The 26,427-nt window shown below is 31.8% G+C and carries 26 protein-coding genes, 1 pseudogene and 1 other annotated feature; of the genes and pseudogenes, 17 read left to right on the top strand and 10 right to left on the bottom strand.

The window, feature by feature from the left end:
* Positions 1-56: 56 nt before the first annotated feature.
* The 3 genes from ACWJKP_RS18030 to ACWJKP_RS18020 form a co-directional block, all read right to left on the bottom strand.
* The gene (locus ACWJKP_RS18030; RefSeq protein ID WP_462961340.1) at positions 57-443 is read right to left on the bottom strand and encodes a thioesterase family protein; all 387 of its coding nucleotides are present in this window, start codon (positions 441-443) and stop codon (positions 57-59) included.
* Positions 444-673: 230 nt separating this feature from the next.
* Positions 674-1,021 (bottom strand): hypothetical protein, encoded by a 348-nt coding sequence (locus ACWJKP_RS18025; RefSeq protein WP_165413371.1) that lies wholly within the window; start codon positions 1,019-1,021, stop codon positions 674-676.
* A 235-nt stretch (positions 1,022-1,256) separates the two neighbouring features.
* Positions 1,257-1,628, bottom strand: a complete 372-nt coding sequence (locus ACWJKP_RS18020) for a CoA-binding protein (protein WP_165413372.1) — start codon at positions 1,626-1,628, stop codon at positions 1,257-1,259.
* A 224-nt stretch (positions 1,629-1,852) separates the two neighbouring features.
* Here ACWJKP_RS18020 and ACWJKP_RS18015 point away from each other — a divergent pair, with 224 nt between their 5' ends.
* Positions 1,853-3,286, top strand: coding sequence for an IS1182 family transposase (locus tag ACWJKP_RS18015; RefSeq protein ID WP_462961339.1), 1,434 nt, complete (start codon positions 1,853-1,855; stop codon positions 3,284-3,286).
* 149 nt (positions 3,287-3,435) lie between these two features.
* On the opposite strand, the gene ACWJKP_RS18010 is transcribed toward ACWJKP_RS18015, so the two are convergent.
* The 3 genes from ACWJKP_RS18010 to ACWJKP_RS18000 all read right to left on the bottom strand — a co-directional run bounded on the left by ACWJKP_RS18010 (position 3,436) and on the right by ACWJKP_RS18000 (position 5,612).
* On the bottom strand, positions 3,436-3,702 hold the full coding sequence (locus ACWJKP_RS18010; protein WP_165415082.1) for a hypothetical protein: 267 nt from the start codon (positions 3,700-3,702) through the stop codon (positions 3,436-3,438).
* A 272-nt stretch (positions 3,703-3,974) separates the two neighbouring features.
* On the bottom strand, positions 3,975-4,136 hold the full coding sequence (locus tag ACWJKP_RS18005; protein ID WP_165415094.1) for a hypothetical protein: 162 nt from the start codon (positions 4,134-4,136) through the stop codon (positions 3,975-3,977).
* Between the two features lie 105 nt (positions 4,137-4,241).
* Positions 4,242-5,612, bottom strand: coding sequence for an ISNCY family transposase (locus ACWJKP_RS18000; protein WP_462961669.1), 1,371 nt, complete (start codon positions 5,610-5,612; stop codon positions 4,242-4,244).
* Between the two features lie 248 nt (positions 5,613-5,860).
* On the opposite strand from ACWJKP_RS18000, the gene ACWJKP_RS17995 reads away from it, so the two are divergent.
* The 5 genes from ACWJKP_RS17995 to ACWJKP_RS17975 all read left to right on the top strand — a co-directional run bounded on the left by ACWJKP_RS17995 (position 5,861) and on the right by ACWJKP_RS17975 (position 11,889).
* Complete coding sequence (locus ACWJKP_RS17995; RefSeq protein ID WP_165414963.1) at positions 5,861-6,295, top strand: MarR family winged helix-turn-helix transcriptional regulator; 435 nt, start codon at positions 5,861-5,863, stop codon at positions 6,293-6,295.
* A 36-nt stretch (positions 6,296-6,331) separates the two neighbouring features.
* Positions 6,332-8,107 carry an ABC transporter ATP-binding protein gene (locus ACWJKP_RS17990; protein WP_165414964.1) on the top strand — a complete coding sequence of 592 codons (1,776 nt, stop codon included), beginning with the start codon at positions 6,332-6,334 and terminating at the stop codon, positions 8,105-8,107.
* Positions 8,104-10,116, top strand: a complete 2,013-nt coding sequence (locus ACWJKP_RS17985) for an ABC transporter ATP-binding protein (protein ID WP_165414965.1) — start codon at positions 8,104-8,106, stop codon at positions 10,114-10,116. Before ACWJKP_RS17990 ends, ACWJKP_RS17985 begins: the two co-directional genes overlap by 4 nt.
* A gap of 329 nt (positions 10,117-10,445) precedes the next feature.
* Positions 10,446-11,669, top strand: coding sequence for an IS91 family transposase (locus ACWJKP_RS17980; RefSeq protein WP_165415065.1), 1,224 nt, complete (start codon positions 10,446-10,448; stop codon positions 11,667-11,669).
* Positions 11,650-11,889, top strand: coding sequence for a hypothetical protein (locus ACWJKP_RS17975; protein WP_165415064.1), 240 nt, complete (start codon positions 11,650-11,652; stop codon positions 11,887-11,889). The genes ACWJKP_RS17980 and ACWJKP_RS17975 overlap by 20 nt, the downstream gene beginning before the upstream one ends.
* Positions 11,890-12,156: 267 nt before the next feature.
* Here the strand turns inward: ACWJKP_RS17975 and ACWJKP_RS17970 are convergent, their stop codons facing one another.
* Entirely contained in the window at positions 12,157-13,692 is a 1,536-nt protein-coding gene (locus ACWJKP_RS17970) for a transposase (protein ID WP_224578784.1), read from the bottom strand.
* A 269-nt stretch (positions 13,693-13,961) separates the two neighbouring features.
* Between ACWJKP_RS17970 and ACWJKP_RS17965 the strand changes: the two genes are divergently transcribed.
* The 3 genes from ACWJKP_RS17965 to ACWJKP_RS17955 all read left to right on the top strand — a co-directional run bounded on the left by ACWJKP_RS17965 (position 13,962) and on the right by ACWJKP_RS17955 (position 16,405).
* Positions 13,962-14,120 (top strand): hypothetical protein, encoded by a 159-nt coding sequence (locus ACWJKP_RS17965; protein WP_165415072.1) that lies wholly within the window; start codon positions 13,962-13,964, stop codon positions 14,118-14,120.
* A gap of 508 nt (positions 14,121-14,628) precedes the next feature.
* Positions 14,629-15,873, top strand: coding sequence for a group II intron reverse transcriptase/maturase (gene ltrA / locus ACWJKP_RS17960; RefSeq protein ID WP_224578743.1), 1,245 nt, complete (start codon positions 14,629-14,631; stop codon positions 15,871-15,873).
* A 52-nt stretch (positions 15,874-15,925) separates the two neighbouring features.
* Complete coding sequence (locus ACWJKP_RS17955; protein WP_165413284.1) at positions 15,926-16,405, top strand: DUF6143 family protein; 480 nt, start codon at positions 15,926-15,928, stop codon at positions 16,403-16,405.
* 91 nt (positions 16,406-16,496) lie between these two features.
* On the opposite strand, the gene ACWJKP_RS17950 is transcribed toward ACWJKP_RS17955, so the two are convergent.
* A complete protein-coding gene (locus tag ACWJKP_RS17950; RefSeq protein ID WP_165413285.1) occupies positions 16,497-16,694 on the bottom strand; it encodes a cold shock domain-containing protein in 198 nt (65 codons plus the stop codon).
* 334 nt (positions 16,695-17,028) lie between these two features.
* Here ACWJKP_RS17950 and mgtE point away from each other — a divergent pair, with 334 nt between their 5' ends.
* The 5 genes from mgtE (at position 17,029) to ACWJKP_RS17925 (ending at position 22,535) form a co-directional block, all read left to right on the top strand.
* Positions 17,029-18,360 carry a magnesium transporter gene (mgtE, locus tag ACWJKP_RS17945; RefSeq protein ID WP_165413286.1) on the top strand — a complete coding sequence of 444 codons (1,332 nt, stop codon included), beginning with the start codon at positions 17,029-17,031 and terminating at the stop codon, positions 18,358-18,360.
* Between the two features lie 276 nt (positions 18,361-18,636).
* On the top strand, positions 18,637-19,356 hold the full coding sequence (locus tag ACWJKP_RS17940) for a LytR/AlgR family response regulator transcription factor (RefSeq protein WP_165413287.1): 720 nt from the start codon (positions 18,637-18,639) through the stop codon (positions 19,354-19,356).
* Positions 19,353-20,690 (top strand): sensor histidine kinase, encoded by a 1,338-nt coding sequence (locus tag ACWJKP_RS17935; RefSeq protein WP_165413288.1) that lies wholly within the window; start codon positions 19,353-19,355, stop codon positions 20,688-20,690. The genes ACWJKP_RS17940 and ACWJKP_RS17935 overlap by 4 nt, the downstream gene beginning before the upstream one ends.
* Positions 20,691-20,887: 197 nt before the next feature.
* Complete coding sequence (locus ACWJKP_RS17930) at positions 20,888-21,811, top strand: ABC transporter ATP-binding protein (protein WP_165413289.1); 924 nt, start codon at positions 20,888-20,890, stop codon at positions 21,809-21,811.
* Positions 21,804-22,535: an ABC transporter permease gene (locus ACWJKP_RS17925; RefSeq protein ID WP_165413290.1), complete on the top strand. Its 732-nt coding sequence runs from the start codon at positions 21,804-21,806 to the stop codon at positions 22,533-22,535. The genes ACWJKP_RS17930 and ACWJKP_RS17925 overlap by 8 nt, the downstream gene beginning before the upstream one ends.
* Positions 22,536-22,575: 40 nt before the next feature.
* On the opposite strand, the pseudogene ACWJKP_RS17920 reads toward ACWJKP_RS17925, so the two are convergent.
* Positions 22,576-22,860 (bottom strand): annotated as a pseudogene (locus ACWJKP_RS17920) (GNAT family N-acetyltransferase); the annotation flags it as partial.
* A 192-nt stretch (positions 22,861-23,052) separates the two neighbouring features.
* Positions 23,053-23,111 (top strand) — a sequence feature (sodium ion sensor (DUF1646 type); this cis-regulatory element may regulate processes involved in with the transportation of sodium ions).
* An 82-nt stretch (positions 23,112-23,193) separates the two neighbouring features.
* Between ACWJKP_RS17920 and ACWJKP_RS17915 the strand changes: the two are divergent.
* Positions 23,194-23,328 carry a hypothetical protein gene (locus ACWJKP_RS17915; protein WP_258280576.1) on the top strand — a complete coding sequence of 45 codons (135 nt, stop codon included), beginning with the start codon at positions 23,194-23,196 and terminating at the stop codon, positions 23,326-23,328.
* Between the two features lie 235 nt (positions 23,329-23,563).
* Here the strand turns inward: ACWJKP_RS17915 and ACWJKP_RS17910 are convergent, their stop codons facing one another.
* Positions 23,564-25,012 carry a DEAD/DEAH box helicase gene (locus tag ACWJKP_RS17910; RefSeq protein ID WP_165413292.1) on the bottom strand — a complete coding sequence of 483 codons (1,449 nt, stop codon included), beginning with the start codon at positions 25,010-25,012 and terminating at the stop codon, positions 23,564-23,566.
* A 529-nt stretch (positions 25,013-25,541) separates the two neighbouring features.
* Here ACWJKP_RS17910 and ACWJKP_RS17905 point away from each other — a divergent pair.
* Together ACWJKP_RS17905 and ACWJKP_RS17900 are read left to right on the top strand one after the other, a co-directional pair.
* Positions 25,542-26,036: a DUF2975 domain-containing protein gene (locus tag ACWJKP_RS17905; RefSeq protein ID WP_165413293.1), complete on the top strand. Its 495-nt coding sequence runs from the start codon at positions 25,542-25,544 to the stop codon at positions 26,034-26,036.
* A 36-nt stretch (positions 26,037-26,072) separates the two neighbouring features.
* Positions 26,073-26,279, top strand: coding sequence for a helix-turn-helix domain-containing protein (locus ACWJKP_RS17900; RefSeq protein ID WP_165413294.1), 207 nt, complete (start codon positions 26,073-26,075; stop codon positions 26,277-26,279).
* Positions 26,280-26,427 lie beyond the last annotated feature (148 nt).

The following is a 26,427-nucleotide window of genomic DNA, read 5'->3' as shown; positions in this document are numbered from 1 at the left end:
GTCTTAATTGTGATATTGTAGCATCGAAGATGATGAACAGAACCGCAGGTTATGATTTAACGTGCTGTTTTTTTCATGAATTCTTCAGAATTTACTATGTACCTTATGTGAATTCCTTCACCTATTTTACCCATATCATCATAGGCTTCCACCTTAAAGAACAATTTTTTGCCTTCTGCCTTTGATAATAAAGCTTCAGCTCTAACCTTAACGCCAACAGGTGTTGCCTTTATGTGTTTAACACTAATCTCTATACCAACGGTTGTGAAACCATCAGGTAGATTTTGTTGAACACAATTCATTGCTGCATTCTCCATAAGCGCTGTCATAGCTGGAGTAGCATAAACATCTAGATTTCCAGATCCATAAGAAATTGCGGTGTCACTGCTTTTAATAGTCTGCTCCATAGTAACTTTTAAGTCTTTATTAAAATTGAATTCCAATTTTATCACTCCATTCTGTTTATTATTTTTTACTATACCAATACCTTATTATACCATGTTAACACCTTTAGGATAGTGTTATTATGATATGTCTTATGATATAAATAAAAAAAAGAATCCCATTACTGGAATTCTAATGTTTACTTGCATTGTATATGGATCTTTTAAAATATTCAAATTGAAATAATATCATAGCGAATAATTCATTTCTTACTGTTTGGGCTAATCATTTAGCCACATCTATACAGATTTCTTTGAATTTCGGAATTACTGTAATTATACAACTCTACTAATTTTATTCCTTTGGAATCAATGTGTATTTTATCTTCACAAATCATAACTACATTATTATTATATTTAGGGCTACGACTTCCACATTTTACAAAGGCTTCTATCTCTTCATATTTTACAAAACCTAACCTTTTTAATTTTCCTAAATAAGAAGCAAATTCTTGATTCTTCTCTTTTGGATCTTCTTCTGTTAAATTGTAATTTTCAATTTCGAATGACATTCCTGGCAACATATCAGCATCGTAAATGTCAATTAGCATCTCGCTTTCTAATGTATTTAATTCCATATATTCCCCTCCCGCTATAGTATAAAACAATGCCGGTTAGACAATTTACATATAAAGGTAAAATGCCTATCCGCAATATTTTAATTATACCACAAAGCAATACATTATTTTGTAATATTGTGTTATCATTGGTAATAATTATTCTGCAAATTTCTGCAATATTTCTAAAAATGTGCAAAACTTATTTATGTTGAGTTTACAAAACGGTATATGGGGAGTAAAGATTTTATTTGGTTTATATTTTTGATAATTCTACTAAGGCACATCCATCTATTACTTGCATTCCACTTGATTTACAAAAATTAATTATTTCAGGGCTTTCAGCTCCTGGTTGAATAAGGACTTTATCTATTTTTAACTCATGAGCTTCATGAAGAATTTTAATACCTTTATATGGATTAATGCATAAATCTAAAACTTCTACCTTGTAGGGTATATCACTTAGGGTGATATAAATCCCTTCATTTTCAATAGATGGATTTACCCCCACTGCGTTAAACCCATGTTTTTTTAAGGAATTCAATATTTTATAAGCATATTTGGAAGGGTTTAATACATCCCCAACTACAACCCAGTTTTTATAATTTAAAAATTGACTAGCATCCAATGTTGTCATCTCCTAATAAAATTAATTTCTATAATATTATCATTCCCTAGTAGCGATAAAAAAAACATGCTAATTAGCATGTTTTTTTCAGACCGTTGACAAACATAAAATGTAAAACACTCTAATTTAAAATTGGAGTGTTTTTTTCATATTCAAAAAGGATTTTAGGACATCAATGTCGAATATATATAGTATACAAACTTTATAATTCGGAGGGCATTATTATGATTAATGAAAAGAACTTCACACAACAAAAACTAGAAATGGTGTATTTAGAAGATTTAGTTCCTAAAGACCATATTCTGAGAAATATAGATAAATACATGGATTTCTCTTTTATAAGAGAACTGACTAAAAAATATTACTGCTTAGATAATGGAAGACCTGGCGTAGATCCTATTATACTTTTTAAAATGCTGTTTATTGGGTACTTATTTGGAATAAAATCTGAACGACAACTTGTAAAGGACATTGAAGTAAATGTGGCTTATAGATGGTTTCTAGGACTAAGTCTTACTGATCCTATTCCAGATCATTCAACAATTAGCCAAAATAGACGTAGACGGTTTAAAGGTACAGATGTGTTTCAAAAAATATTTGACAAAGTAGTATTTAAGGCTATAAATCTTAAGATGGTAACCGGTAAAATACTTTACACAGATTCTACACACCTAAAAGCAAATGCTAATAAGCGAAAGCTTGTGAAAATTGAAGTTGAAAAAACGCCGAAAGAATATGTAGCTGAACTTAATAAAGCAGTGGAAGAAGATAGAATAAACCATGGTAAAAAACCTTTAAAAGAAAAAGAACCTGTTACCAAAATAAAAGAAACTAAAGTTAGCACAACCGACCCCGACAGTGGATATATGATGAGAGATGGCAAGCCGGAAGGCTTCTCATATTTAGATCACAGAACTGTCGATAGCAGACATAATATAATTACTGATGTGTATGTTACTGATGTGTATGTTACTCCTGGAAACATAAATGATGTTGATCCTTATATCGATAGATTAGATGTGCAAATAAAAAAGTTTAATTTTAATACAAAATATGTTGGTGCAGATGCTGGTTATGCTACAAATCTTATATGTAAAAAACTATATGAGAGGGAATTAAAATCTGTAATGGGATACCGTAGGTCTCCACATACAAAAGGAATGTACACAAAAAATAAATTCCAATATGTTAAAGAGCAGGACATTTACGTATGCCCTGACTTAAGGGCTTTACATTATAAAACAACAACAAGAGAAGGATATAAAGAATATGTTGGTAATGCAAAATATTGCGACATATGTCCAAACAGAGCTCAATGCTTTTCTGCAAAAAGCAAGTTTAAAACTATTAGAAGACATGTTTGGGAAACGTATAAAGAAGATGTTGTAAAGTTCACCAGAACAGATAAAGGCAGAAATATATATAGAAGAAGAAAAGAAACTATAGAGCGAAGCTTCGCAGATTCAAAACAACTGCATGGGCTTCGCTATTGCCATATGCGTGGATTAGAAAATGTGCAAGAGCAGTGTCTGCTTACAGCAGCAGTGCAGAATATGAAAAAGATAGCTAGCCTGCTATCTTTAAGGTTTTTTGATTTTCTAACTAAGAACATAGTTGTTATTTTAAATTTATCCATAACTCAAAATGCTATCGCATAATTGCATGTAAAAAGCCCAGTATAATAAAAAAATTATACTGGGTTTGTAAACAACCTGTATTGTTATTTTATCAAAAGAAATTTGGATAATCTGTTCTTCGCTTTTTTTATTTCACTATGAAACATAAAAAACCTAACTGAATTATATGCCTATTTAAAATTTACAGAAGTAACTAAATGTCTTATATTATCGATAATTGGATTTATCACCTGTAAAAGATAGCTAAGAAAATCAGTTAATACAGGTATTGCAATACCTATTTGTTTAAGGACATATATTAAAAGGAAGACACCGAGTGTAATGCTTAATATCCTTCCAATTATTTTAAATACTGCAATACCAAGATAAGCAAGTAATATAGCTAATGCAACCATAATAATGGTATTCAGATTAATATTAGAAAAATCAACATTCATAAACACACCTCCATTATTTATAAAATTATAACTTAAACTCTAGGGCTTGGCAAAGGTAAAATATCCTAAAGTCCAATTTAAGGGTATGTGAAAATGTATGTCAAGCATTTTTGAAAATGTCCCAAAATATTTAAAACATTAGCACCAGTTTTTCTGGTGCTTTTACATTGATTTTGATTACCTAATGCATGTTGTGCAAACTGGATATAAGATTATTTAGTTACTTTGAAATTTCTCCTAAAATCTTTCCTAAATATCTTTTAGCCGTAGGCTTATAATTTTTGATGCATTAAAGCATCTCCTTCTGAAATGTCATTAAAACTGAAAAATTGTTTTTGAGGGTATGCAAGAATCCTTCCATTTATATTAGCGTAGCTAGTGAATGGGAATCCAGTTATTTTTGTCAATTTGATTTTATTAGCTTTTGCTTCCATTGGCCAGTTTCTTAATCTATTATTGAGATATGTTTTGGGTTCACTTAATAAACCTTAGAAGATTGTCTTTTTCAAAGATCTAAAATGAACAGATTTTTAGTGTTCCTATGCTACATTATCGCTGCGGTGAGCCTGTTTATTTAGATACCGCTCAAAAGAATCTTGTTTCCAAGGATGACTCATTGGTGGTATGTAGCGTTTTCTAGGTTGGTCATTTGGAACAACTAAATCAAAGTTCTTAGAGGAAAGTTTATGCCCTGGTAATAAATCTAGCGCATAAACCTTTTCATCTACACACAAGAAAATCTCGTCACTAAATGCCTGAATTACCATTCCAGATGTTCCTTTGCGATAATGTACAGGATGACCATTGGAATCTATAGGTAAATAGTAATTCTTTTTAAATTTGATACAGCTTCCGTTATCTACCTTCCTACTAGTCAATACGGCAAGAGTTAAGTTGATTTTTTCATTATCTGGTTGCATTTCAAAGACAGATTTGATATCATCAACAGGTAATGCAAACTGAGCATTGAATTCTTTTATGTAGGAGTTTAAGAATTCGTTTGCTTGCTCAATTGTGTTTATACCAGCTAGTCGCATTTCCAAGGGGAGGCGTGATTGTAACGTCTGAAACATTCTTTCTACGCGTCCCTTGGCTTGTGCAACACTACTGGTTCTAATTTCTATACCCAATTGTTTACACGCATAGCTAAACTGTGTAAATGTGTCCTCTTCAACTGAAGGGGATTTTTTTTGTTTATATTCAAATACAGTACGTCTATCAGTGAATAACATGTAGGGAATACCATAGTCAGTAAGCACTTGGTGTAGTACATGATAGTATCCGTTTAAAGTTTCCTGTGGATCGAAATAAGCCCCCATAATAGCGCCAGTGGCATCATCTACAGCGATATGCAACTGACTTTTTTCATTACCGAACCAAAGATGTACCGAAGCATCCATTTGAAGCATTTCACCTGTATAAGCACATCTTGGACGTCTAGGATGTGCATCCTCGGCAGCAATTATGGAACTTTGAATTTCAGCAATTTCTTTAATAGAATTAGTTGTTTTTTGTAGTTCTTTTAATTCTGCCTTGATCCTTTTTCTTGTAGCACGCTTCGCCTTAGGGGACAGGATGAAATCCTGTATAAGGATAGAGTGAATAGTGCTAGTAGAAACCGTTATATTGTGATGTTTTTTTAGTAATTCAGAAAAGTGAGTAAAATTGGCTTCAGAGTATTTGGTACGGTATAAATCCAGGATTAACTGCTTTGTATTAACAGTGAGGGCATGTGAGGGCTTCCGCCCTCGATTACCATGAATAAAGAATTCCTTTCCACTTTCTTTATATCCCTTAACCATTCTGTTAATATGCCTAACTGAACAATTGAGAGCTATAGCTGCTCGCTTTTTATTTCCATCTGTTTCTACTAATTTTTTTATAGTAGAGTACTTATCTATTTCTTCCATAGTTAAATTCACCTTTCTCATTATCGGCACCTCATTTCTAGTCATGAGGTTTATTATACAATGTTTTCATATTTGGGACATAATCAAATGTGGTATAGTAAGACATTATCATAAATCAATCATATCCAATTTAAGGGTATGTGAAAATGTATTGACATAAAATATATATGGGATTATAATATAATTCGTAAGCTAAATATACGGATACGAAATATTAGTAGACGAAATACATTTAAGGGGGTAATTAAGTGAAAAAAATAAATGAAAGCTTAGAAGTTGCAAGACTTTTTCAAGAGGTTATGCAGCTATTTAAACATAATATGAGTAAAGTTCTTTGTGATACAGGTATTTCTGCGCCTCAAGGTATGGTTTTGGGGCTTTTAAGTAAAAAAAAGAAACTTAAGATAACAGAACTTAGCAATGAGCTTTGTTTATCAAATAGTACAGTCTCTGGAATTATTGATAGGCTTGAAAAGCAGGAAATGGTAGTAAGAGAAAGAAGCGATGTGGATAAGAGGGTAGTCTACGTAAGTATGTCACCAAACTTTAAAGAGATGCATAAAAACTTTCATAACCAATTTGAAAAAAACATTGCAGATATAATGAGTAAGGGAAGTACAGAAGAACTTCATAAAATATTTGAAGGCTTAGATACACTTAAGAAGCTTTTAAATGACCAATAAAAATAATGCAATAACAAATGAATGGAGATGATACTTTTGATTAAATTATTTAGATTTTTAAAAGAATACACATTGCAAATAGTGCTAATAGTTATATTGATTTTTACTCAAGTACTTGCAAACCTATATTTGCCAACATTAATGGCTGATATAGTTGATAAAGGTATAGTACACAAGGATGTAGTTCAAACTATTTCATTTTTAGGATTTAGTGGAACTTATAAAGGAATTGATTATATTATTAGAATAGGTGGACTTATGCTATTAATCTCAGCAGGCGGTGTTATATGCTCAGTTGTAGCTGCATTCCTATCGTCAAGAACTGCTGTAGGACTTGGTAGGATTATTCGTAATAAATTGTTTGCTAAAGTCGAAGGATTTTCGCTTCATGAGTTTGATAAGGTAGGTACTGCCACCCTTATAACAAGGACTACAAATGACGTTACTCAGGTTCAAACGGCAACAGTAATGATTTTTTCTATTATGCTTTTTGCCCCTTTAACCGCCCTAGGTGGTGTTGTTATGGCTTTAAGAGAGGATGCATCACTAACCTGGATTTTTGCAGTTGTAGTTCCGCTTCTTGGGATTATTATTGGAGTAACTCTTAAATTCGCTATGCCATTATTTAAATTAATGCAAGTGAAGATAGACAAATTAAATCTTGTATTACGTGAAGGACTTACTGGTATTAGGGTTGTACGTGCATTTAACCGTATAGATACTGAAAAGAATAGATTTGATGATGCTAACATTGATCTTATGAATAATGCTGTAAAAGTGAATAAAATTATGGCGTTTTTATTGCCAGTAATGATGTTAATTATGAATGTCACAACGGTTGCTATTATTTGGTTCGGTGCTAAAAGAATAGATGCTGGAAGCATGGAAGTTGGTTCATTAATAGCATTTATACAATATGGAATGCAAATTTTAATGGGATTCTTAATGCTTGCTATGGTATTTATAATGATACCAAGAGCGCAAGCATCTGCAATAAGAATAAATGAAGTATTAGAAATGGAATCTGAAATTATTGATCCAAAGATTATTAAGTTAGCTGATAAACAAAGTGGATACGTTGAGTTTAAGGATGTAACATTTAGCTACCCAGGTGCGGATCAACCAGCCATTAGTAATATAACCTTTAGTGCAAAGCCTGGTGAAACAACAGCAATTATTGGTGGTACAGGTTCTGGTAAATCAACTCTTATAAACTTAATACCGCGTTTTTATGATGCAACTAGTGGCCAGGTATTGGTTGATGGAGTGGATGTACGCGAAATGAGTCAGGAAGCTCTAAGGTCTAAGATTGGTTTCGTTCCTCAAAATACTGTACTCTTTTCTGGAACCATTGCTGAGAATATTAAATATGGCAAGGATAATGCTACTATTGAAGAAATTCAGCATGCAGCTACGGTAGCACAAGCTACAGACTTTGTTAATGGAATGAAAGAAGGATATGACCATCTTATTGCCCAAGGAGGAACGAATGTTTCCGGTGGACAAAAGCAACGACTTTCTATAGCGCGTGCCTTAGTTAGAAAACCTGGAATATATATTTTTGATGATAGTTTTTCAGCACTTGATTTTAAAACTGATGCAAAACTACGTGCAGCACTTAAAAAAGAAACAGCAAAATCTACAGTAATAATTATTGCCCAAAGAGTTGCAACAGTTATGGATGCGGATAGAATTATAGTAATAGATGATGGTAAAATTGCAGGAATGGGAACTCACAAGGAACTTTTAACTAGTTGTAAGGTATATCATGAGATTGTATCTTCACAGCTTTCAGAGGAGGAATTATCATGAGTGAAAACAACAAGAATAACAAATCAGGCGGAGGTTCGGGACGCCAAGGTGGTGGACCAATGGGATCCTTCGCAGGGCCTATAGTAAAAGCCAAAGACTTCAAAGGCACATTAAAAAGGCTTTTAAGTTATTTAAAGCCTCAGAGAACTAATTTTATTCTAGTTTTTATATTTGCGATCATAAGTACTATCTTTACAATAGTTGGGCCTAAGATCTCAGGAGAAGCTATAGATAGATTAGTTCAAGGTATAATGAATAAATTTGCTCTACTTCAACTACATGCTCAGCAGGGCAAAATAGCAGATTTAATAAAGTCTGATCCAGCAGCTGCAAAGAGTCCCAAAGTAATTGAGGGCCTCGCTCAAATTAAAACTGGAATTTCTAAAATAATGAATGTAAATGGTGGAAAGATAGATTTCACATATATTAGAAATATTATTATTTTATTAATTGCATTATATTTAGTAAGTACAGTTTTTGCGTTTCTTCAACAATATATAATGGCTGGTGTTGCACAGAAAACTGTATATAACTTGCGAAAAGAAGTTGAAGATAAGCTTTCACGGCTACCACTTAAATTTTTTGATGCAAGAACTCATGGTGAGATATTAAGTCGTGTAACAAATGATGTTGATAATATTTCAACAACGCTTCAACAAAGTCTTACACAGCTTATTACAGCTATTGTTACGATTATGGGTATTATCATTATGATGCTCACAATAAGCCCGTTACTTACACTTGTGGTTATTTTAACTTTGCCACTATATATTGTTGTGACAGCGTTTGTTGCAAAACGATCTCAAAAATATTTTGCTGCTCAGCAAAAAGAAATTGGAGCACTTAATGGCCATGTTGAAGAAATGTATACTGGACACAAAATAGTTAAATCATTTGGACATGAGAAGGATTCTATTGAAGAGTTTAGAAATATTAATGATAGGTTATACAATGCAGGTTGGAAAGCTCAGTTTATATCAGGGGTTATAATGCCTATGATGAGATTTGTTAGTAATATAGGTTATGTAGTAGTCTGCGTTGTTGGTGGATATTTAGCAACCCAAGGGAAAATTACTATAGGTAATATACAAGCCTTTATTCAATATTCTAGTCAGTTTACTCAACCAATAGTTCAAACTGCAAATATTGCAAATATTATTCAATCAACGGTAGCTTCAGCTGAACGTATTTTTGAATTACTTGATGAAGTTGAGGAGATTGTAGAAACTAATAATTCTAAGGTAATTGAGATTCCGAAGGGCGAAGTTAAGTTTGAAAATGTTGACTTTAGCTATAAATCAGATGAACCTCTTATTAAGAATATGAACCTTGATGTAAAACGAGGTCATACAATTGCAATAGTTGGACCAACAGGTGCTGGTAAAACTACACTTGTTAACTTGCTTATGAGGTTCTATGAGATAGATGCAGGTTCAATTACAGTTGATGGAGTGGACATAAGAGATATAAAGCGTGGAGAACTACGTAATATGTTTGGGATGGTACTTCAGGATACGTGGCTCTTTAATGGTACTATAATGGAGAATATTGCGTATGGTAAAGATGGAGCAACTAATGAAGAAGCTATAGAGGCAGCAAGAGCAGCTCATGCGCATCACTTTATTAAGACTCTTCCTGATGGATATAATACAATACTAAATGAAGAAGCTTCAAATATATCACAGGGTCAAAAACAACTTCTTACTATAGCTAGGGCAATACTTGCAAATCCAACTATTATGATACTTGATGAAGCTACAAGTAGCGTTGATTCAAGAACAGAAGTTTATATACAAAAAGCTATGACAGAACTTATGCAAAATAGAACAAGTTTTGTAATTGCACATAGACTTTCTACAATTAAAGATGCAGAGTTAATATTAGTTATGAATAAAGGAAGTATTATTGAGATGGGTAACCATAATGAACTTCTTGCTAAGAATGGCTTCTATGCAGATCTTTATAATAGTCAATTTAGTGGAGCAAACTTAGATAATGAAGTAGTATAAATAAAATAATAATGATAAATGAAATTTTTAAATACCCTATAGAGTAGACAAGTAAAAAAAGTCTGCTCCATAGGGTATCTTTATGCATAATTATGTTTGGGATATTACTTGTAAAGGTATAGGCATCATTTTCACCTCAAGAAATACCAGCAGTAAATGCCAAATACATTGATGTTTTAGATTATTAAAACAAACATTCAAAAAGTAGTAAGAGTGACTCTTACTACTTTTTTTTATTATATAGGAAACAGCTTGCGGAAACCGCTGTGGATAACATTCTAGCTAAAAAATAGATAGAAAAAATCAGATAAATATGAGATGATTAAATCATGAAAATAAATAAGATTACTATAAAACAAATATTTGAAGATAATTATCCAGAGTTTTGGAAATTGAATAAAGAAAAGTATCCTGAAAAGATGAGAGAACATATGAATATCGAAGTAATGAAAATGATAGGATGTGGAGATATTTCATTAGGTTTTGTTGCGTATATATGCTTAAAATGTTTAGAAGTATTTAAAATAGGGTTTACATGCAAAAGTAGATTTTGCAGTAAATGTGGGAAAAAGTACATAAGTGAATGGGTAGAAAAACAAGTAAACAAGATTTTAGATGTACCGCATAGACATTGTGTATTCACAATACCAGCTGAATATAGGAATTATTTTTACTGGAATAGGGAGTGCTTAAAAGATTTACAAGACATGGTATATGAGGCTATAAACGAGTTTGCGAATGGTGTAAACTATAAAAATAGAGAAGAGTATCAGAAAAAGAAAAGGGGTAAAAAAGGAGGAGTACTTTGGCAAAGTGGAATGATAGGAGTAGTGCATACATTTGGAAGGAATGTAGGTTTTAATCCACATGTCCATGCATTGGTTCCAGAAATAAAAACAAAAGGCAATGAAGTTAAGGAGATGGAATACCTTGACTACAAATATTTCAGAAAAGTTTGGCAGTTTAAATTAATAAATTATATGATAAGTAAAAAGCCAGAGAAGAACGCAGAATACTTAAAAATGTTTAAAGATTATCCTGATGGATTCTATATAAATGCAAAATCAAGAATGAAAAGTGCAAGAGGTGCAGCAAGATATATAGGCAGATACTTAGCAAGGCCTGCGATAGCAGAATATAGAATACTTAGTTATGATGAGAAAAATGTAACGTTTTGGTATAAGAGTCATGAAACCAATGAGAGAGTAGAAGAAACAGTTACAGCGCAAGTATTCGTAGGTAGATTATTAATGCATATTACCCCTAAATATTTCAAGATGGTTAGACTATACGGAGTATATTCAGGCAGTATAAGTGTAAAAGTTCGGAAGTGTTTTGGTCTTTTGCAATACATAAAAAGTGGTCTTAAGGCAATTCAGTTCACACTAAAAATAAATTGGAAAAAGGAAACAAGAAAAATGACTTATAGAGAATTAATGATTATTAATTTTTCCAAAGATCCGAGAAAGTGTTTAAAATGCGGCCAGCTAATGGAATTGTGGCAAATATGGCATAGAAAGTATGGGTATATATATGATATGGGAACGTATTAAAAGAATTTTTAAAGGTAAAGTGAATGAGGATAGCATACCATTTCGACCACAAGAACGTGATAAAATGATACTTTTTAAATGTAAAAAATGTGGGTTTGAAGAAGAAGTGCCTGACTTTGTTGCGTTTGAATGTTATACGCCTGAAGAATATGACAAGAAAAGTGGTAGTCCTATTGTTTTGTGTATAGAATGTGGTTCAGATATGATAATTAAGAGGTGATGCCACACTATTTGTGGAGCATCACTTTAATACTCGACCGTAGGGAGATTTTGTTCTGAAAACTTATCATGTCACGATATTTTAATATTGCAAATATAATAGTATAGTCGGAAAACAATAATTAACAATTTCCATATTTAAGTATTAAAAGTGCTTATTTGAATGAAAAGTTATATTTGAATTAATTACGGACATGACAAAAAGACTTTTTTATACACTATTTTAAAAAAGCCGTAGGCTGGTTATTGAATTGAAATTTATTTTAAATTACGCAGCTATATTTTTAAGAGTTGGGAAAATATCGGCAAGGGCTATTAATCTTTCTGATGCCCAAGCATCTATGAAACAGCAAAATGCACCAAGAAATACCCTTGTTATTCTACACCCAACAGAATAAATAATTGCATCTTCAGCATGAAAATTGTTATTTATTCTATCCCAACATCTTTCAGTAGTTGAACGTCTTTTATAAAGAGATTTCCATTGTTTTGAACCTCTTAATATTGGAGTGAAATACCTTGGGTTGTCTAATGTTTTAGTGTAATAAGATTTATTGCTTTTCATAGGACATTTTTCACAGTTTTCACATTGAACTGGGAATAACCATTTATGTCTATATTGTTTACTAATAATTCCCCAATTACGAAGCTGATGTCCACAAACAGTTCCGTGTGGAATAGCATTCTTATCAAGTTTAACAAATTCACTATTTGATGAAGGTTTTGAAGAACGTGAATTTAAATCAATAATAGGATTTATTCCATAATGCATGCATAAAAGATAAAAAGCATTAGCATCATAAGCAGAATCTAAGGCTACAGAATGAAATTTAATTTCAGGATATAAATCCACAAGTTCTTTAAGTGCATAAACGCCAGTAACAGCATCATGGCGTGCCGCGCTAACAAATTTAATATGGATAGGTAGGCTGTAAAAGCTATCACAGGCAGTAAATCCGTGATAGGTATGACCATAGTAATAATGTTCATTAAAGCTATCCCAACCCCAGCTAGCACTGGGGTCGGTAAACTTTCGATAACAGTCACAATGTTCTCCTGGTTTAAGTTTGCAATCACAAACTTTTTTACCGTAAGGCGAAGCCTGTGTTGGCATACAGGTTCCGTCGCCAGCAATATTTAGTTTAGAAGGATCGCCCAAAATACCCATTGATAAAGAAGGAATAACAAATAATTCTTTAAGTATGTTGTTCATTTTGGATTCGCTTCTGTCAAGGAGCTTTGAATTATCATATTTTAAGATTCTTTTAACTAAACGGTCAACTACACCAGACTTGGAGTTATTCATCTTTTGGTTTTTCTTTTGTTTTTTACGTGGTTTACGTTTAATTTTACGCAGTTTGGATTTATTAAGGATCTTATCCTTATGAATCAGCCTATCCATAAAATCATAAAAAGTACCTACACCAGGAATTCGGTCAACATGTATGCCTTCGGCTTTAGAGTCTGAATAGCAAGCGGGTATAAAGCCAGATAAAATTGAATAGAAAGGGTCTGAACGTAATGTTTTTACCCAAGATGATATACTAGTTTCTTTACAATAAGCCATGATAATAAGTGACCTGAGTAATGCTACCGCATCTTTGGGCGGAGCCCCTTGATTAGATTTAGAGTAAGTACTTTCTATTAGAGGGACAATTCCGGTTAGGTCGGTAGACCAGATTTTAGTTATTTGTGAACTACGCTCAAACAAAGTGATTTGTTGATTGGTTTGAATATAGAATTTTTCTAAAAATGTTTCAAGAAAATATTGATATTGAGAATGAGAAACCTTAACAGTTAACATAAAAACACTCCTCGCAAATGAAATAATGTAAAAAAATATACATATTTAATTTTGCGAATTTTTACTAGCTGTCAAGTCTTATTTCACAATGTTTAAGTAAAAAAGATTAAAAGTAATACGAATAGCTTAAATTTTCTAGGTTATTCGTACAATATGAGGCACCACGAATTTTTGAGGTGAAGTTGATTTTTGAGCAAAATGAATCAAGAGTTAGCAGTACCTTAAGAGTTTCCGAGAGTGCACATATAATGTAGTGAGGTGGTAATTTAATGAATCAAAAAAATTGTAAAGATAGATACGAAACACTTTCGAAAACTGTTGATATTCCTATAGAGCTGTACGAATCTATGCGTGGACAATATTTTATTGGGTATGCTGATGATTGTGCGCCACGAAAGCGTGGTAATCAACTCGCAAGAGTTGATTAATATAGCTGTGCTATACAGATGATGGAGGAATGTCCTCCGAAATCGCCATGCAGGTGGAGATTTCAAACTACCTTAAGGTGCTGTAATCAAAAGTTATGGTGCTTAGCGTTAAGGAAAAGGCAGAGGTAAATCTGTCAAGTATGTACTAAAGAGATGAACGAGCATGTGAATCACTTACGAAAATGTCGAAAGCGTAGAGACTCCATCAAAACCAGGGGGTAGTCGTTAACTTGGGATAAGCCTAGAGGAAACCTGTTTACTGGCTAGGCGGTGGGCGGCATAAAGGTGGCATGACTTTAGTATGGGCATTTGTATGGAACGTGGGAACCTACGGCTTGATGTTAAGAGAGTATTTCAAGCAGAAGAACTGTGAGAAAAGAGTATCGATGCAAGCATAGGGGCAGATTGGGTCGTAGTAGTGAAGAAACTTCTGTAATGGAAGTGGAGCGAAGGACTTCAAGTTATTCAGTTTCAGAAATAAGTCAACTTTGAAAAGGAGGAGGAGCTTATGATGGAAACAAAGCCGTTTAATATTTCTAAAAGAGCTGTAGTTACAGCTTACGAAAAGGTGAAAGCAAACAAGGGAACATATGGAGTTGATGGACAGTCAATTGAAGATTTTGAAAAGAACTTGAAAAATAATCTATATAAAATCTGGAATAGGATGTCATCAGGAAGTTACTTTCCCCAACCTGTAAAAGCAGTTGCAATTCCAAAGAAAAGTGGAGGAACTAGATTACTAGGGATACCGACTGTTGAGGATAGAATTGCACAAATGCTAGTTAAACTATACTTTGAACCAGAAGTAGAGACTATGTTTTATGAGGATTCCTACGGATATAGACCTAATAAATCTGCAATACAGGCACTTGATGTTACAAGAAAAAGGTGTTGGAGGAAAGATTGGGTCCTTGAATTTGATATAAAGGGACTATTTGATAATATCAAACATGACATTTTAATTAAAATGGTAAAGAAACATACAAATGAAGAATGGATTATTCTATATATTCAAAGGTGGTTAACTGCACCATTTCAAATGGAAACGGGAAAACTAGTGCCAAGAATTTCTGGAACCCCGCAAGGGGGTGTCATAAGTCCAGTACTTGCGAATCTGTTTTTACATTATGTGTTTGATGATTTTATAACAAAAGAATTCAAAACAATTCCGTGGGCAAGATACGCAGATGATGGAATAGCACACTGTGTATCCCTAAAACAGGCTAAATATCTACAAAGACGGTTGCAAGAAAGGTTCGAAGAATACGGATTGCAACTGAACCTTGATAAAACAAAGATTGTATACTGTAAAGATGATGATAGAAAGGGAGATTATCCAAATATATCATTTGACTTCCTAGGGTATACATTTAAGCCTAGAGGCGCAAAAAGTAAATATGGAAAGTATTTTACAAGTTTCTTACCAGCGATAGCAGATAATGCAAAGAAAAGAATTAGGAAAGAAGTAAGAAGTTGGAGAGTACAGTTGAAGGTAGATAAAGACTTGTGGGATATATCAAGTATGTTTAATAAAAAGATACAGGGGTGGATTAACTATTATACACATTTCTATAAAACGGAAATGTATTCAGTATTAAGATATATCAATAATGCTTTAGTAAAATGGGTTCGAAGAAAGTATAAGAAACGAAAACATAAACGAAGGGCAGAATATTGGTTGGGAAGTATTGCGAAAAGAGATAGAAATTTGTTTGCACACTGGAAAATGGGAATATTACCAACGACTGAATGATGGGAGCCGTATGAGCTGAGAGGTTCACGTACGGTTCTGAGAGAAACTAAGGGTGAAGTTCCCTTGGTTTACTTACTTAGTATTTGGAAAAGGTACAAGTGCCTGGGCAAGATTATACAATCCAATTAATTCAGGTGTTATTTTACATGTGAATGTTTGGACTGTAACTGATGTTGCAGAGTCAGCTTTCCGTGCACAGTTTTGGTTTAACGCAACTCCTCCTGAGTCAGATGTTAAGTATGCACTTGTAACGCCTACAAATTTAAGTGTCAAACCACAACCTAGAGCAAAGGTGAAACTAGAATACGCATCTAATGTTATAGGTGAGCCAACTGGTGGAATCAAAGCCTTTGTAAGACGTGCCCAGCCTGAAACAACATTGGTGGAAAGTGAAAATGGTAAAATAATTATTGGCGAAGGTGGTAATTTCTTAATATTTCTATCAAATCCAGAAACACCAGGAGTTTTAACAGAAGGTAGGATAGCTTTTGGTTGGTGGGAAGAAAGCATAAGTAACAAATGTAATGGTTAACACTTTTCTAAGCTACAAATGCGTACGTTGTAAATCATACAAATAAAAAAAGACCATTAAATAGTATAACTATTTAATGGTCTTTTTTTAATTATAATACTGAAATGTTTTCTGCTTGTGGTCCTTTAGGTCCTTTAACGATGTCAAAAGAAACTCTTTGACCTTCATCAAGTGATTTGTAACCATCTGAATTTATTTGAGAAAAATGTGCGAAAACATCTACTCCGTCTTCTCCTGTAATAAAACCAAATCCTTTTTCTCCATTAAACCATTTAACTGTACCATTCATATAATGTATACCTCCGAAATTTTATTTTCTTAAATGCTTTGTAATAGCTCACTAATAAAATTTCGATATTAAAATACTATATTTAAAAGTACCAATTGAAATATATATGTGCTACATTAATTACTATTCATTTAAGTCAATTCTTATGTTATCATAGTTTATTATAAAAAGCAAGTTATATTAACTAATTGTTTTATGTTTAGCATAAAATTCAGTTGCTATGATGATAATGAGAATACACTCTTACAAAATATTGACATGCAATTAAAAGAAGGATACTATCACTATGTAGTTAGGTTTGACGGGGTTTTTTATTGTTTTGGAGGTGACTATAATGAAAAAAGTATTACAGCTTATAGATGAAAATAAGTTTATTGAAGCAAGACGAGAGCTTGAAAGAAAAAATGTAGTTGATATAGCAGCATTATTTGAAGAGCTGAATAAAGAAAGTGTTGTAAAGGTATTTAGATTACTTCCTAAAGATATAGCGGCGGATGTGTTTGCGTATATGGAACATGAACAAAGGGTTTTTGTAATAGATGCCTTAACGGATAAAGAGGTTTCAAGTATTATTGATGATTTATTTATAGATGATACAGTCGACTTTTTAGAAGAACTTCCAGCCAATGTAGTTGATAGGGTATTAACAAATACAGATGAAAAAAGAAGAAAAATAATAAATCAATTATTAAAGTATCCTGAAAGTTCAGCTGGAAGTATAATGACTGTGGAGTACGTTGATTTAAAAAAAGAAATAACAGTAGAAGAAGCAATAAGTCATATTAAAAAAGTTGGAACAGATAAAGAGACAATAAATACTTGTTATGTTATTGGAAAGAATAGATATTTACAAGGAATTGTATCTATAAGAAAACTTATTTTAAGTGAGTCTACTGTACTTATAAAAGATATTATGAAGACAGCAGTTATTTATGTTAATACAATGGATGATCAAGAAAACATTGCTGGATTATTTAAAAAATACGATTTGTTATCAATTCCGGTAACTGACAATGAGAAAAAATTAGTAGGCATTATAACAATAGATGATATAGTTGATATTATAGATCAAGAAAATACAGAAGATTTTCAAAAAATGGCTGCAATGGCTCCATCAGAGGAGGAATACTTAAAAACCAGCGTGTGGAATCATGCAAAACATAGAATGGTATGGCTTCTCGTATTAATGATATCTGCAACATTTACAGGTAACATTATAAAAAAATTTGATGATGTTATTCAATCTGTAGTAATTTTGGCAGCATTTATTCCTATGCTTATGGATACTGCTGGTAATGCTGGTTCACAATCTTCAACGCTAGTTATTAGAGGATTGGCACTTGGTGAAATAAAATTAAAGGATATACTCAAAGTTATATTTAAAGAGTTTAGGGTAAGTTTCGTTGTTGGAATTGTTCTAGCCTTATTTAACTTTTTGAGAATATTTTATTTTGAAAAAGTAGAATTTTTTATTGCGATTACGGTTTGTATTACTATGTTTATAACTATATTATTAGCAACGGTAATAGGAGGAATCTTGCCTATAGTTGCAAAAAAGCTTAAACTGGATCCAGCCGTAATGGCAAGTCCACTAATAACCACAATAGTGGATGCTGTAGCATTGATGGTGTACTTTACACTGGCTACTTGGTTTTTAGGATTATAACAATAGGAGATAGTGCTACACACTTGTTATTTTCCGCGTGGGTGGCACTATATTTACATATCCACCGAAGTCGTTAATGCATCTTCCTTGAAGCTGTGCAGCTCCATAGGAGATAATTTAACATGCATTGGTGCATATATGTTGTAGTTTATAGCTGAAGGGATTTCCTTTAATTCAAGTTAATTATGATATAATAAAGATAAAAGCGATGATGTATGATATAAGTAAATATTACCACCTAAAATATAATGAGCTCTGCCAAGAAGGAGAAATATTATGATTAAGGTAATAATTTGTGAAGATAATGCGGTCCATAAGGAAAAGCTAAAGAATCTTATAGAAAATACTATTTTGAGAGAAGAGCTGAACCTCGAAGTAGCAGTTTGCACAGCTAATCCTGAAGAAGTGATAAGCTATGTGCAAAAAAATCAAACTACAGGTATATACTTTTTAGATGTAGATTTGAAAAACAATATAAATGGCATAAGGCTAGGTGAGACGATACGGGAAATGGATCCCTTAGGCTTTATCATATTTGTTACTACTCATTTAGAGATGAGCTATTTGGCATTTAAATATAAGGTGGAGGCTATGGATTATGTAATAAAGGACGAGGAAGATTTTAAACATAGGGTTAATAGCTGCATTTTAAAGGCTTATAACGCTTATTATAAATCGGGAAATAAAAAGGGACACATATCCATAAAAGATGAAGCGAGAATAATAAATATAAAGCTTTATGATATCTTATTTATTGAAACTACAGGAGTAGCTCATAAGATCTGTGTTCATGAAGAAGATAGGCAATTTGCCTTTTATGGTAATTTAAAAGATATTCAAGAAAAACTCACTCCAAACTTTTACAGGTGTCATAAATCTTATATTGTTAATAAGGATAAAATTAAAGAAGTGGACAAGAAAAATAATAAAATAGTAATGGAAAACGGAGAGGAATGCTATGTTTCCTTTAGGTACATGAGGGGGCTCTTAACATGAGCTTTGAAACTTTTATAATGGTATTTTTTACTTATATGATTATACCTGCCTTACTTATGAGCATTTTATGTTGCATTTCTATATATATTTTGAATAACGAGTTTATAGGGAAAGAAGAAATAAGGAAATATTTTTTTATTTCTATCATAATAGGAATAGTTATTAGTACTGGTTCTTATCTAATCATCCTTCCCGTATTTTGTATAATTACTATTTTTCAGCTAAGAAACAATAAAAGCAATATAAAAGCATTGATAACAATTTATGTGGTTTATTTACTACATACGCTATACATTTTTGCATATACTTTTTCAGGCAAAAATTCACAAAACATACCACTTAAATATAGCTTTTTAGAATTTCTTATATTGTTGCCAGTGGTTATTTTAAGTTTTTTCATAATAAGGAGTATTGTAAAAAGAAAAAAAGGTTATAAGGAGCTTACAGCAGATCAATTAAGATTTAGAATGATATTAATTACTAGTATACCCTTAACTTTAATGATATGTGGAATTTTACCTCTTTTAACAGCTAACGCAATAGATAATGATAAGATACATTTTATTACTGGTAACTTTATACCAGCGGTATTGCCTTTAATAGCTATTATTCTTATAACCTTAATTGTGTATAACTACGACAAAAGTTTAGAATATAGGGTTAAACTTAAAAGAGAGACTAAGGAAAAGCAAGGAATAGCGGAATATTCTAATATGATAGAAGAAATGTACGGAGAAACCAGAAGATTTAAGCACGATTATATGAATATGCTGACACCACTTAAAGAATACATAGATAAGGCTGATATAGAAGGATTAAGAGAATTTTTTTATGATAATGTTATTGATATGGATAAGGATATAAAGTGGAGTAATAGCAATATTGATAAGTTAAAATATATTAAGGTGGATGGAGTGAAAGCAATACTATCTACAAAGCTAATAAAGGCAGCAGGACTTAATATTGATATAAAAGTGGAAATAGTTGAAGATATAAAGAATATAGCTATGAATATAATGGATTTATGCAGAATGCTAGGAATATTGATAGATAATGCTATTGAAGCTGCACAAAAATGTGAATATCCTAAGCTTTATGTTTGCTTAGTAAACAAAGATAACTACGTGACCATAGTTATTGAAAATAATTTTTTTGGACAGAAACCTAAGATTCATAAGATATATGAAGAAGGCTATTCCACAAATGGGAAAAGACGAGGGCTAGGTTTATATAGCGTAAAACAGATTATAGATAAAAAATATCATAATGCATTCTTAAATACAAGCATAGAAGGTAACATGTTTGTTCAAGAATTATGGATAAAATATATTTAAAAAGCATCCTATGTGGATGTTTTTTTATTGCACTGGAGATTTTATATAGTTTTCATAACCGTTAGTTTTTTAAGCCTCAGCGTAAAAGTAAGTTTTTTTATGAACAATTAAATGTCACTTAGGAAGACTTGGATAATATAGGACCAAAAGCTTGGTAATATATAATTATAAAACCGAAATGAAGGAGCTGATTATATATGACGCAAAAATATTTATTAGAAACTGAGGGTTTAACTAAAAAATATAATGGAAGGAAAGCAGTGAATAATCTAAGCATTGCAGTATATGAGGGAGATGTTTACGGATTTCTTGGACCAAATGGAGCGGGGAAAAGCACAACTATAAAGAGTATTATGGGCCTTATAAAGCCTACATCAGGCAAGGTAATTATAAATGGGTATGATGTTCATATCCAAAGAGAAAAGGCTATTGAAAGAATAGGCGCCATGGTAGAATCACCAAGCTTTTACGGCGGATTATCAGGTTACAAAAACCTTCTTCTAATGGCTAATCTTTATGAACTTCCAAAGGAGAGGGTGAGGGAAGTTCTTGAGATGGTAGATATGACTGAAGCTGCAAATAAAAAGGTTTCAAAATATTCCTTAGGTATGAAACAGAGACTTGGAATTGCAAGAGCTTTTTTAAACAATCCCAATATAGTTATACTAGATGAACCAACCAATGGATTAGATCCTCAGGGCATAAAAGACATAAGAAAATTAATACATGATTTATCAAAACAGTATGGAGTAACCGTCCTGATATCATCTCATATATTGAGTGAAATTCAAGCTGTATGCAACAGGATAGGAATTATAGAAAAAGGTTGTCTAAGGGTTCAAGGTTATGTAGAAGAACTATTAAATACCGACGAGGAAATAATCGAAATTCATACAAAAGAAGAGGAAAAGACTGCAAGGCTTCTCACAGACATGGACATTTCAATGAAGATTAAGAAATTTGAAAATGGTATAAGAATTAGGCTTACAAAGGGTAATTTTCAGAATGTAAATAAATTACTAGTTTCCAATGAAATAAATATTGAAAATATTTGCTGCAAGGAAAACTCTTTGGAGGATTACTTTTTAAATCTAATGGAAGGAGATGGAAAATATGCTTAAGGTTTTTAAGAATGAGATAATAAAAATGGTTAGTGGTAAAAAGTTTTATTTACTGTGTGCTTTATTGATTTTTAGTATAATCCTCATGGGTGCAGCAAAGGGTCCTAGAATTAATGCAAATAATTTTGTGATAGCAACTTTAGATGGTATGGTGATGAAACCTATAGTGCCAATGTTTATGGTGCTGGTTATAGCAGAAGTTTTAACAGAGGACTATAGCCTTGGAACTATGAAATTTTCTTTAATGACAACCATAAAGAAAAGTGATTTTATAATTGGAAAGCTTTTATTTATAGCTTTATATGCATTAATATTTATGGCTATTAGTTTTATTTTTAGCTATATTATAGGCTCTATTACACTTGGGTTAGGTGGGAAAGAGGATATTTTAAAAAATCTTGTCTACAATATTAAATGTTATGGAGTTGTAATACTTCCTTTACTGTCTTTCTCTGCTATGATAAGTTTATTCGCATTGATTATTAATAATAGTGGTGCAATGATTGGTTTAGGAATAGGAATTGTTGTACTTAGTATGATGTTTATAACCTTACAAGAGGATGTAATTTACTTTATGCCAGGTGGAGGAATGTATGCTGCGCCCTACATAAATAAGAGCGGACCACACAGTATATTTTTATTTGCAATAACTGCTGTTATATATATAATAGTATTTTCTTTAATAAGTTCATTGGTTATAAAGAAAAGAGATATAGTGTTATAGATATCCACCATAAGCTAAACATCCAAGTATTACTTTATTTCTTAAGTGAACTAAGTTTTTCGTAAAAAATTTCTTTACCAGGTGAAGCATATAATATGAAAGTACATTGAGGGATACGTTTTAATATGCTATCAACAATTGTTGAACCTATTTTTTTACCTTGATATTTAGGTAATACTGCTATATCATAAATTGTGGCTTGGCAAATTCCGTCTGAAATTGCACGACCAAAACCGATTAGCTTATCATCGTCAAAAATAAATACAACGGTATGACTATTTTCAAAAGCCTTTTTATGTACTGTACCTTCAAAATATCCCATTCCCCAAAAGTCACATCCAGTTAAGACGAGCTTTGGGGAATAAATGATGGAAAATTGCTTTTAATTAAATAGTGAAAATTCATAGAAATTTTATTCTTTTTTACAAAGGAAGGATTTTTTAGTTAGAAATTGAATTAATTTAAACTATGTAGTATTATATACTATATAGAAGAATATATTTTAATGTTTTTTAGCGGTTGGACAAACTGAAGTTTAGTTTGATTCCGAGAATTTTGTTTCTAGGGCGGGAAACTCTTATTTGAGTCCCGCCTTTTTATTTTTTGATTAATAAACATTAAAAATTATTTATAGATACTAATACAAGGAGGCAATGATATGAATTCTCAAGATATGATTGTAATTGTTACTGTTGGAATATTAATTATAGGATTTGTTTATATTAATTTTATTTTTTTTCCAAAAGTTGAAAAAGAAAGAAGAGAAAAAGAAGAACAACAAAAAAATAAATAAAAAGTAGATTCATTTTTTAAGTGGCATACAGGACCTTATTAAAGAAATTAGTTATGGATGGGATCTTTATGGAATATTATGGAAACACCTCTTTATCATTTGTCATCCGGGCGATGTTTAAGAATACAGATAAGAATAGTAACAAAGTTGTTAATTATTATACAAAAAAACTAGTAGCAGGGGAACAAAAGAAGCCTTACCCCTACTACTAACATCTTAACTGATAGCTACTTTTCTATTCATATATCACTTTACTTACGCTGCGAAGTCTACCTTTGATAGGTGTTTCTTGTAATTCCTTAAATACCAACTCACCTTTATTATTTAATATTTCTACAAAAGTAGATATATCAATTATATTGATGATTCCTATATCATCTTTTGTCATGCCGTTAATACTGCAAAGTGTACCTACAATATCCATTGCTCTCATCTTTGTTTTCTTACCTGCGTTAATATGTAATTTCATAATTTCTTTGCTTAGCTCGGCGCCTTTTGCTTCTTTAACTTCAGGTCTTGTATTCATTTTTCTCGCAAATTCTTCTTTGGCATTACTTACGGTTTCGGTTGAAGGTCTTTCGTTTAAAATAATCTCTTTGCCAATATATTTATGTATATCATTTAAAAATCTGCTTTCGTTTCTGGTTACAAAGGTAATTGCATGGCCTGTCTTTCCTATGCGTCCAGTTCTTCCTATCCTATGGACATAGCTTTCTTTGTCGCCCGGTATATTATAATTAACTACAAGGCTAATGCTATCTATGTCTATGCCTCTAGCTGCAACATCTGTAGCCACTAGATATCTAAAATAACCTTTTTTAAAATCATTCATTACTCTTAATCTATCAATTTGTTCCATTCCACCATGTATTTTTTTACAAGTATACTCGAGATTTACCAGCTTATTATAAACTGCATCTACTTTTAGTTTTGTATTACAGAATATTATACAGCTATCAGGGTTTTCTACTATGGTTATATCTCTTAAAAGGTCTATTTTATCTAGTTCGTCTACGTTATATCTTTCTTGACATATATTACTTTTTAATTTATTCTGGTCCTCTATTTCTATGTATATAGGATCTTTCATGTAGTTGTTACATAAAGTCTCTATGTCTTTGGGCATTGTGGCTGACAATAACATAGTCACACGTTCTTTTGATAAGCCACCTATTATTGTTTCTATCTGATCTACAAATCCCATATTAAGCATTTCATCAGCTTCATCTATTACAAGATACTTTACATTTGATGTATCAAATGTACCTTTTTCTAAATGATCAATAATACGACCAGGTGTGCCAACTACTACATGTGTTTTTTGTTTAAGTTCCTTTTTTTGATCATAGAAAGGAGACTTTCCATAAATTGCAGATACTTTAAGTCTTTTAAATCTACCTATATTAAAAATATCTTCTTTGACTTGAATAGCAAGCTCTCTTGTTGGTGTAAGCACTAATGCTTGGGGTTTATTTTCTTCCCAATCTACTAATTGGCAAATAGGAATAGCATATGCGGCAGTCTTCCCACTTCCGGTTTGGGACTTTACTACTACATCCTTTTGCGCGAGTACCGCTGGTATAACCTGCTTTTGGACTTCTGTGAAATTCTTGAAATTTAACATGTTAATTGCTTTTAATAACTCACTGCTTAACTTACAATCGTTGAAATTTGCATTTATCATTTGATCATCTCTTTCCTTATAATTCTATTACAATTATTGTTAGGAATATATATTTTTTTATGCTCCACATACAAGGATTCTCCATTTTTTTATTTATTGCAGATAGGTACATTGTCCCTATCATTACATTGGGATCACCAATATACACACTAACTTTTTTATTATATCACACCCATGTATTTCAACGTAAATATTACCACCGAAACAGGAAAACATTGAAAATAGCTAAATTTAATTGGAAGTAATGACTTCATACCATCTATTATCGATAATAGCAGGGTACTAGTGTTTTGCAATATAAATTCATTGATAAACAGTGAATTTGCATTGTAAAAAAAAAACTAATGTGATAATATTGTTTTAAAGTTCATATAAGTTAAATTACAATTTTATATCATTTAAGAATCTGGAGATAAAAAGCAAACAACATAAATTGTTGAAATTAATCACATTGATTTATACTTACTTGTTAATATAAAGTAGCATTTAATTTAAAAAAATAAAATTACAAGTTATGGAGGGAATTTTTATGAAATATTATGGAAAAACTTCTTTATCATCCCTACTAAAGTTAATGCTAGATGGTTTAATTGTTATAGGGTTTATTGTGTATTTATTAATACTTAGAAAAGCATTGGTGACTGAGCAAGTAAACTTACTTAACTTTAAAAATATTATCACCTGCGTTCTATTCGTCCTAGGTGGTTTTGCATTACTTTGTATAATGTATTATCTTAGGTGCATTATGAATTCATTAGTTAAAGCAAACCCTTTTGTATGGAAGAATGTTGAAAGTTTAAAAATTGTTGCTGCTTCATGTTTTATAATTGCTGCTTGTTATGTGCTCAATTTTTTTATTAACAATCAATATTTAAATTTAAAGTTAATAGAAATTGATGCTAAAGGGATTCACACAGACATTGAGTTTATAATTTTTTTCTTTGCAGGTTGTTTTACATTAGTTCTTTCTAAGGTTTTTAAACAGGCGATTGAAGTTAAAGAAGAAAATGATTTTACGGTATAGATATTTGCGTTATATAAACAAATTGAGGTGAAATACATGGCAATAATAGTGAATTTAGATGTAATGATGGCCAAAAGAAAAATTTCTTTATCTGAACTGGCAAACAGAGTGGGAATTACAAATTCGAATTTGTCTATATTAAAAACCAATAAAGCAAAGGCAATAAGATTCTCTACCCTTGAGGCTATATGTAGTGAGCTTCAGTGTCAGCCAGGAGATATTTTAGAATACAGAGAAGAATAGTAACAAAAAACTTAGTGAAAGCTATCGAAGGTAACTACTGAAATATACATATATTTCAGTGGTTTTTTATCGTTTAAATATAATTTACTTTAATACAAATATATGGAGAGATAGTTTTATTTTTCTTTTAAAATGCTTGTTATTTTGG

This window comes from Clostridium sp. CM037, assembly GCF_055081095.1.
Note: the sequence above shows the minus strand (reverse complement) of the source record. Positions and strands in the feature narration are given on the sequence as shown.

Excerpts from the sequence above, each read along its gene's own strand:
- ACWJKP_RS17925 (WP_165413290.1), top strand. The coding sequence starts at position 21,804 with ATGCTTAAGGTTTTTAAGAATGAGATAATAAAAATGGTTAGTGGTAAA.
- ACWJKP_RS17900 (WP_165413294.1), top strand. The coding sequence starts at position 26,073 with ATGGCAATAATAGTGAATTTAGATGTAATGATGGCCAAAAGAAAAATT.
- ACWJKP_RS17950 (WP_165413285.1), bottom strand. The coding sequence starts at position 16,694 with ATGAATGGTACAGTTAAATGGTTTAATGGAGAAAAAGGATTTGGTTTT.
- ltrA (WP_224578743.1), top strand. The coding sequence starts at position 14,629 with ATGATGGAAACAAAGCCGTTTAATATTTCTAAAAGAGCTGTAGTTACA.
- ACWJKP_RS17970 (WP_224578784.1), bottom strand. The coding sequence starts at position 13,692 with ATGTTAACTGTTAAGGTTTCTCATTCTCAATATCAATATTTTCTTGAA.
- ACWJKP_RS18000 (WP_462961669.1), bottom strand. The coding sequence starts at position 5,612 with ATGGAAGAAATAGATAAGTACTCTACTATAAAAAAATTAGTAGAAACA.
- ACWJKP_RS17905 (WP_165413293.1), top strand. The coding sequence starts at position 25,542 with ATGAAATATTATGGAAAAACTTCTTTATCATCCCTACTAAAGTTAATG.
- mgtE (WP_165413286.1), top strand. The coding sequence starts at position 17,029 with ATGAAAAAAGTATTACAGCTTATAGATGAAAATAAGTTTATTGAAGCA.
- ACWJKP_RS17915 (WP_258280576.1), top strand. The coding sequence starts at position 23,194 with ATGAATTCTCAAGATATGATTGTAATTGTTACTGTTGGAATATTAATT.
- ACWJKP_RS17980 (WP_165415065.1), top strand. The coding sequence starts at position 10,446 with ATGAAAATAAATAAGATTACTATAAAACAAATATTTGAAGATAATTAT.
- ACWJKP_RS18010 (WP_165415082.1), bottom strand. The coding sequence starts at position 3,702 with ATGAATGTTGATTTTTCTAATATTAATCTGAATACCATTATTATGGTT.
- ACWJKP_RS17985 (WP_165414965.1), top strand. The coding sequence starts at position 8,104 with ATGAGTGAAAACAACAAGAATAACAAATCAGGCGGAGGTTCGGGACGC.
- ACWJKP_RS17965 (WP_165415072.1), top strand. The coding sequence starts at position 13,962 with ATGAATCAAAAAAATTGTAAAGATAGATACGAAACACTTTCGAAAACT.
- ACWJKP_RS17910 (WP_165413292.1), bottom strand. The coding sequence starts at position 25,012 with ATGATAAATGCAAATTTCAACGATTGTAAGTTAAGCAGTGAGTTATTA.
- ACWJKP_RS18015 (WP_462961339.1), top strand. The coding sequence starts at position 1,853 with ATGATTAATGAAAAGAACTTCACACAACAAAAACTAGAAATGGTGTAT.
- ACWJKP_RS18025 (WP_165413371.1), bottom strand. The coding sequence starts at position 1,021 with ATGGAATTAAATACATTAGAAAGCGAGATGCTAATTGACATTTACGAT.
- ACWJKP_RS18005 (WP_165415094.1), bottom strand. The coding sequence starts at position 4,136 with ATGGAAGCAAAAGCTAATAAAATCAAATTGACAAAAATAACTGGATTC.
- ACWJKP_RS17975 (WP_165415064.1), top strand. The coding sequence starts at position 11,650 with ATGATATGGGAACGTATTAAAAGAATTTTTAAAGGTAAAGTGAATGAG.
- ACWJKP_RS17930 (WP_165413289.1), top strand. The coding sequence starts at position 20,888 with ATGACGCAAAAATATTTATTAGAAACTGAGGGTTTAACTAAAAAATAT.
- ACWJKP_RS17940 (WP_165413287.1), top strand. The coding sequence starts at position 18,637 with ATGATTAAGGTAATAATTTGTGAAGATAATGCGGTCCATAAGGAAAAG.
- ACWJKP_RS17935 (WP_165413288.1), top strand. The coding sequence starts at position 19,353 with ATGAGCTTTGAAACTTTTATAATGGTATTTTTTACTTATATGATTATA.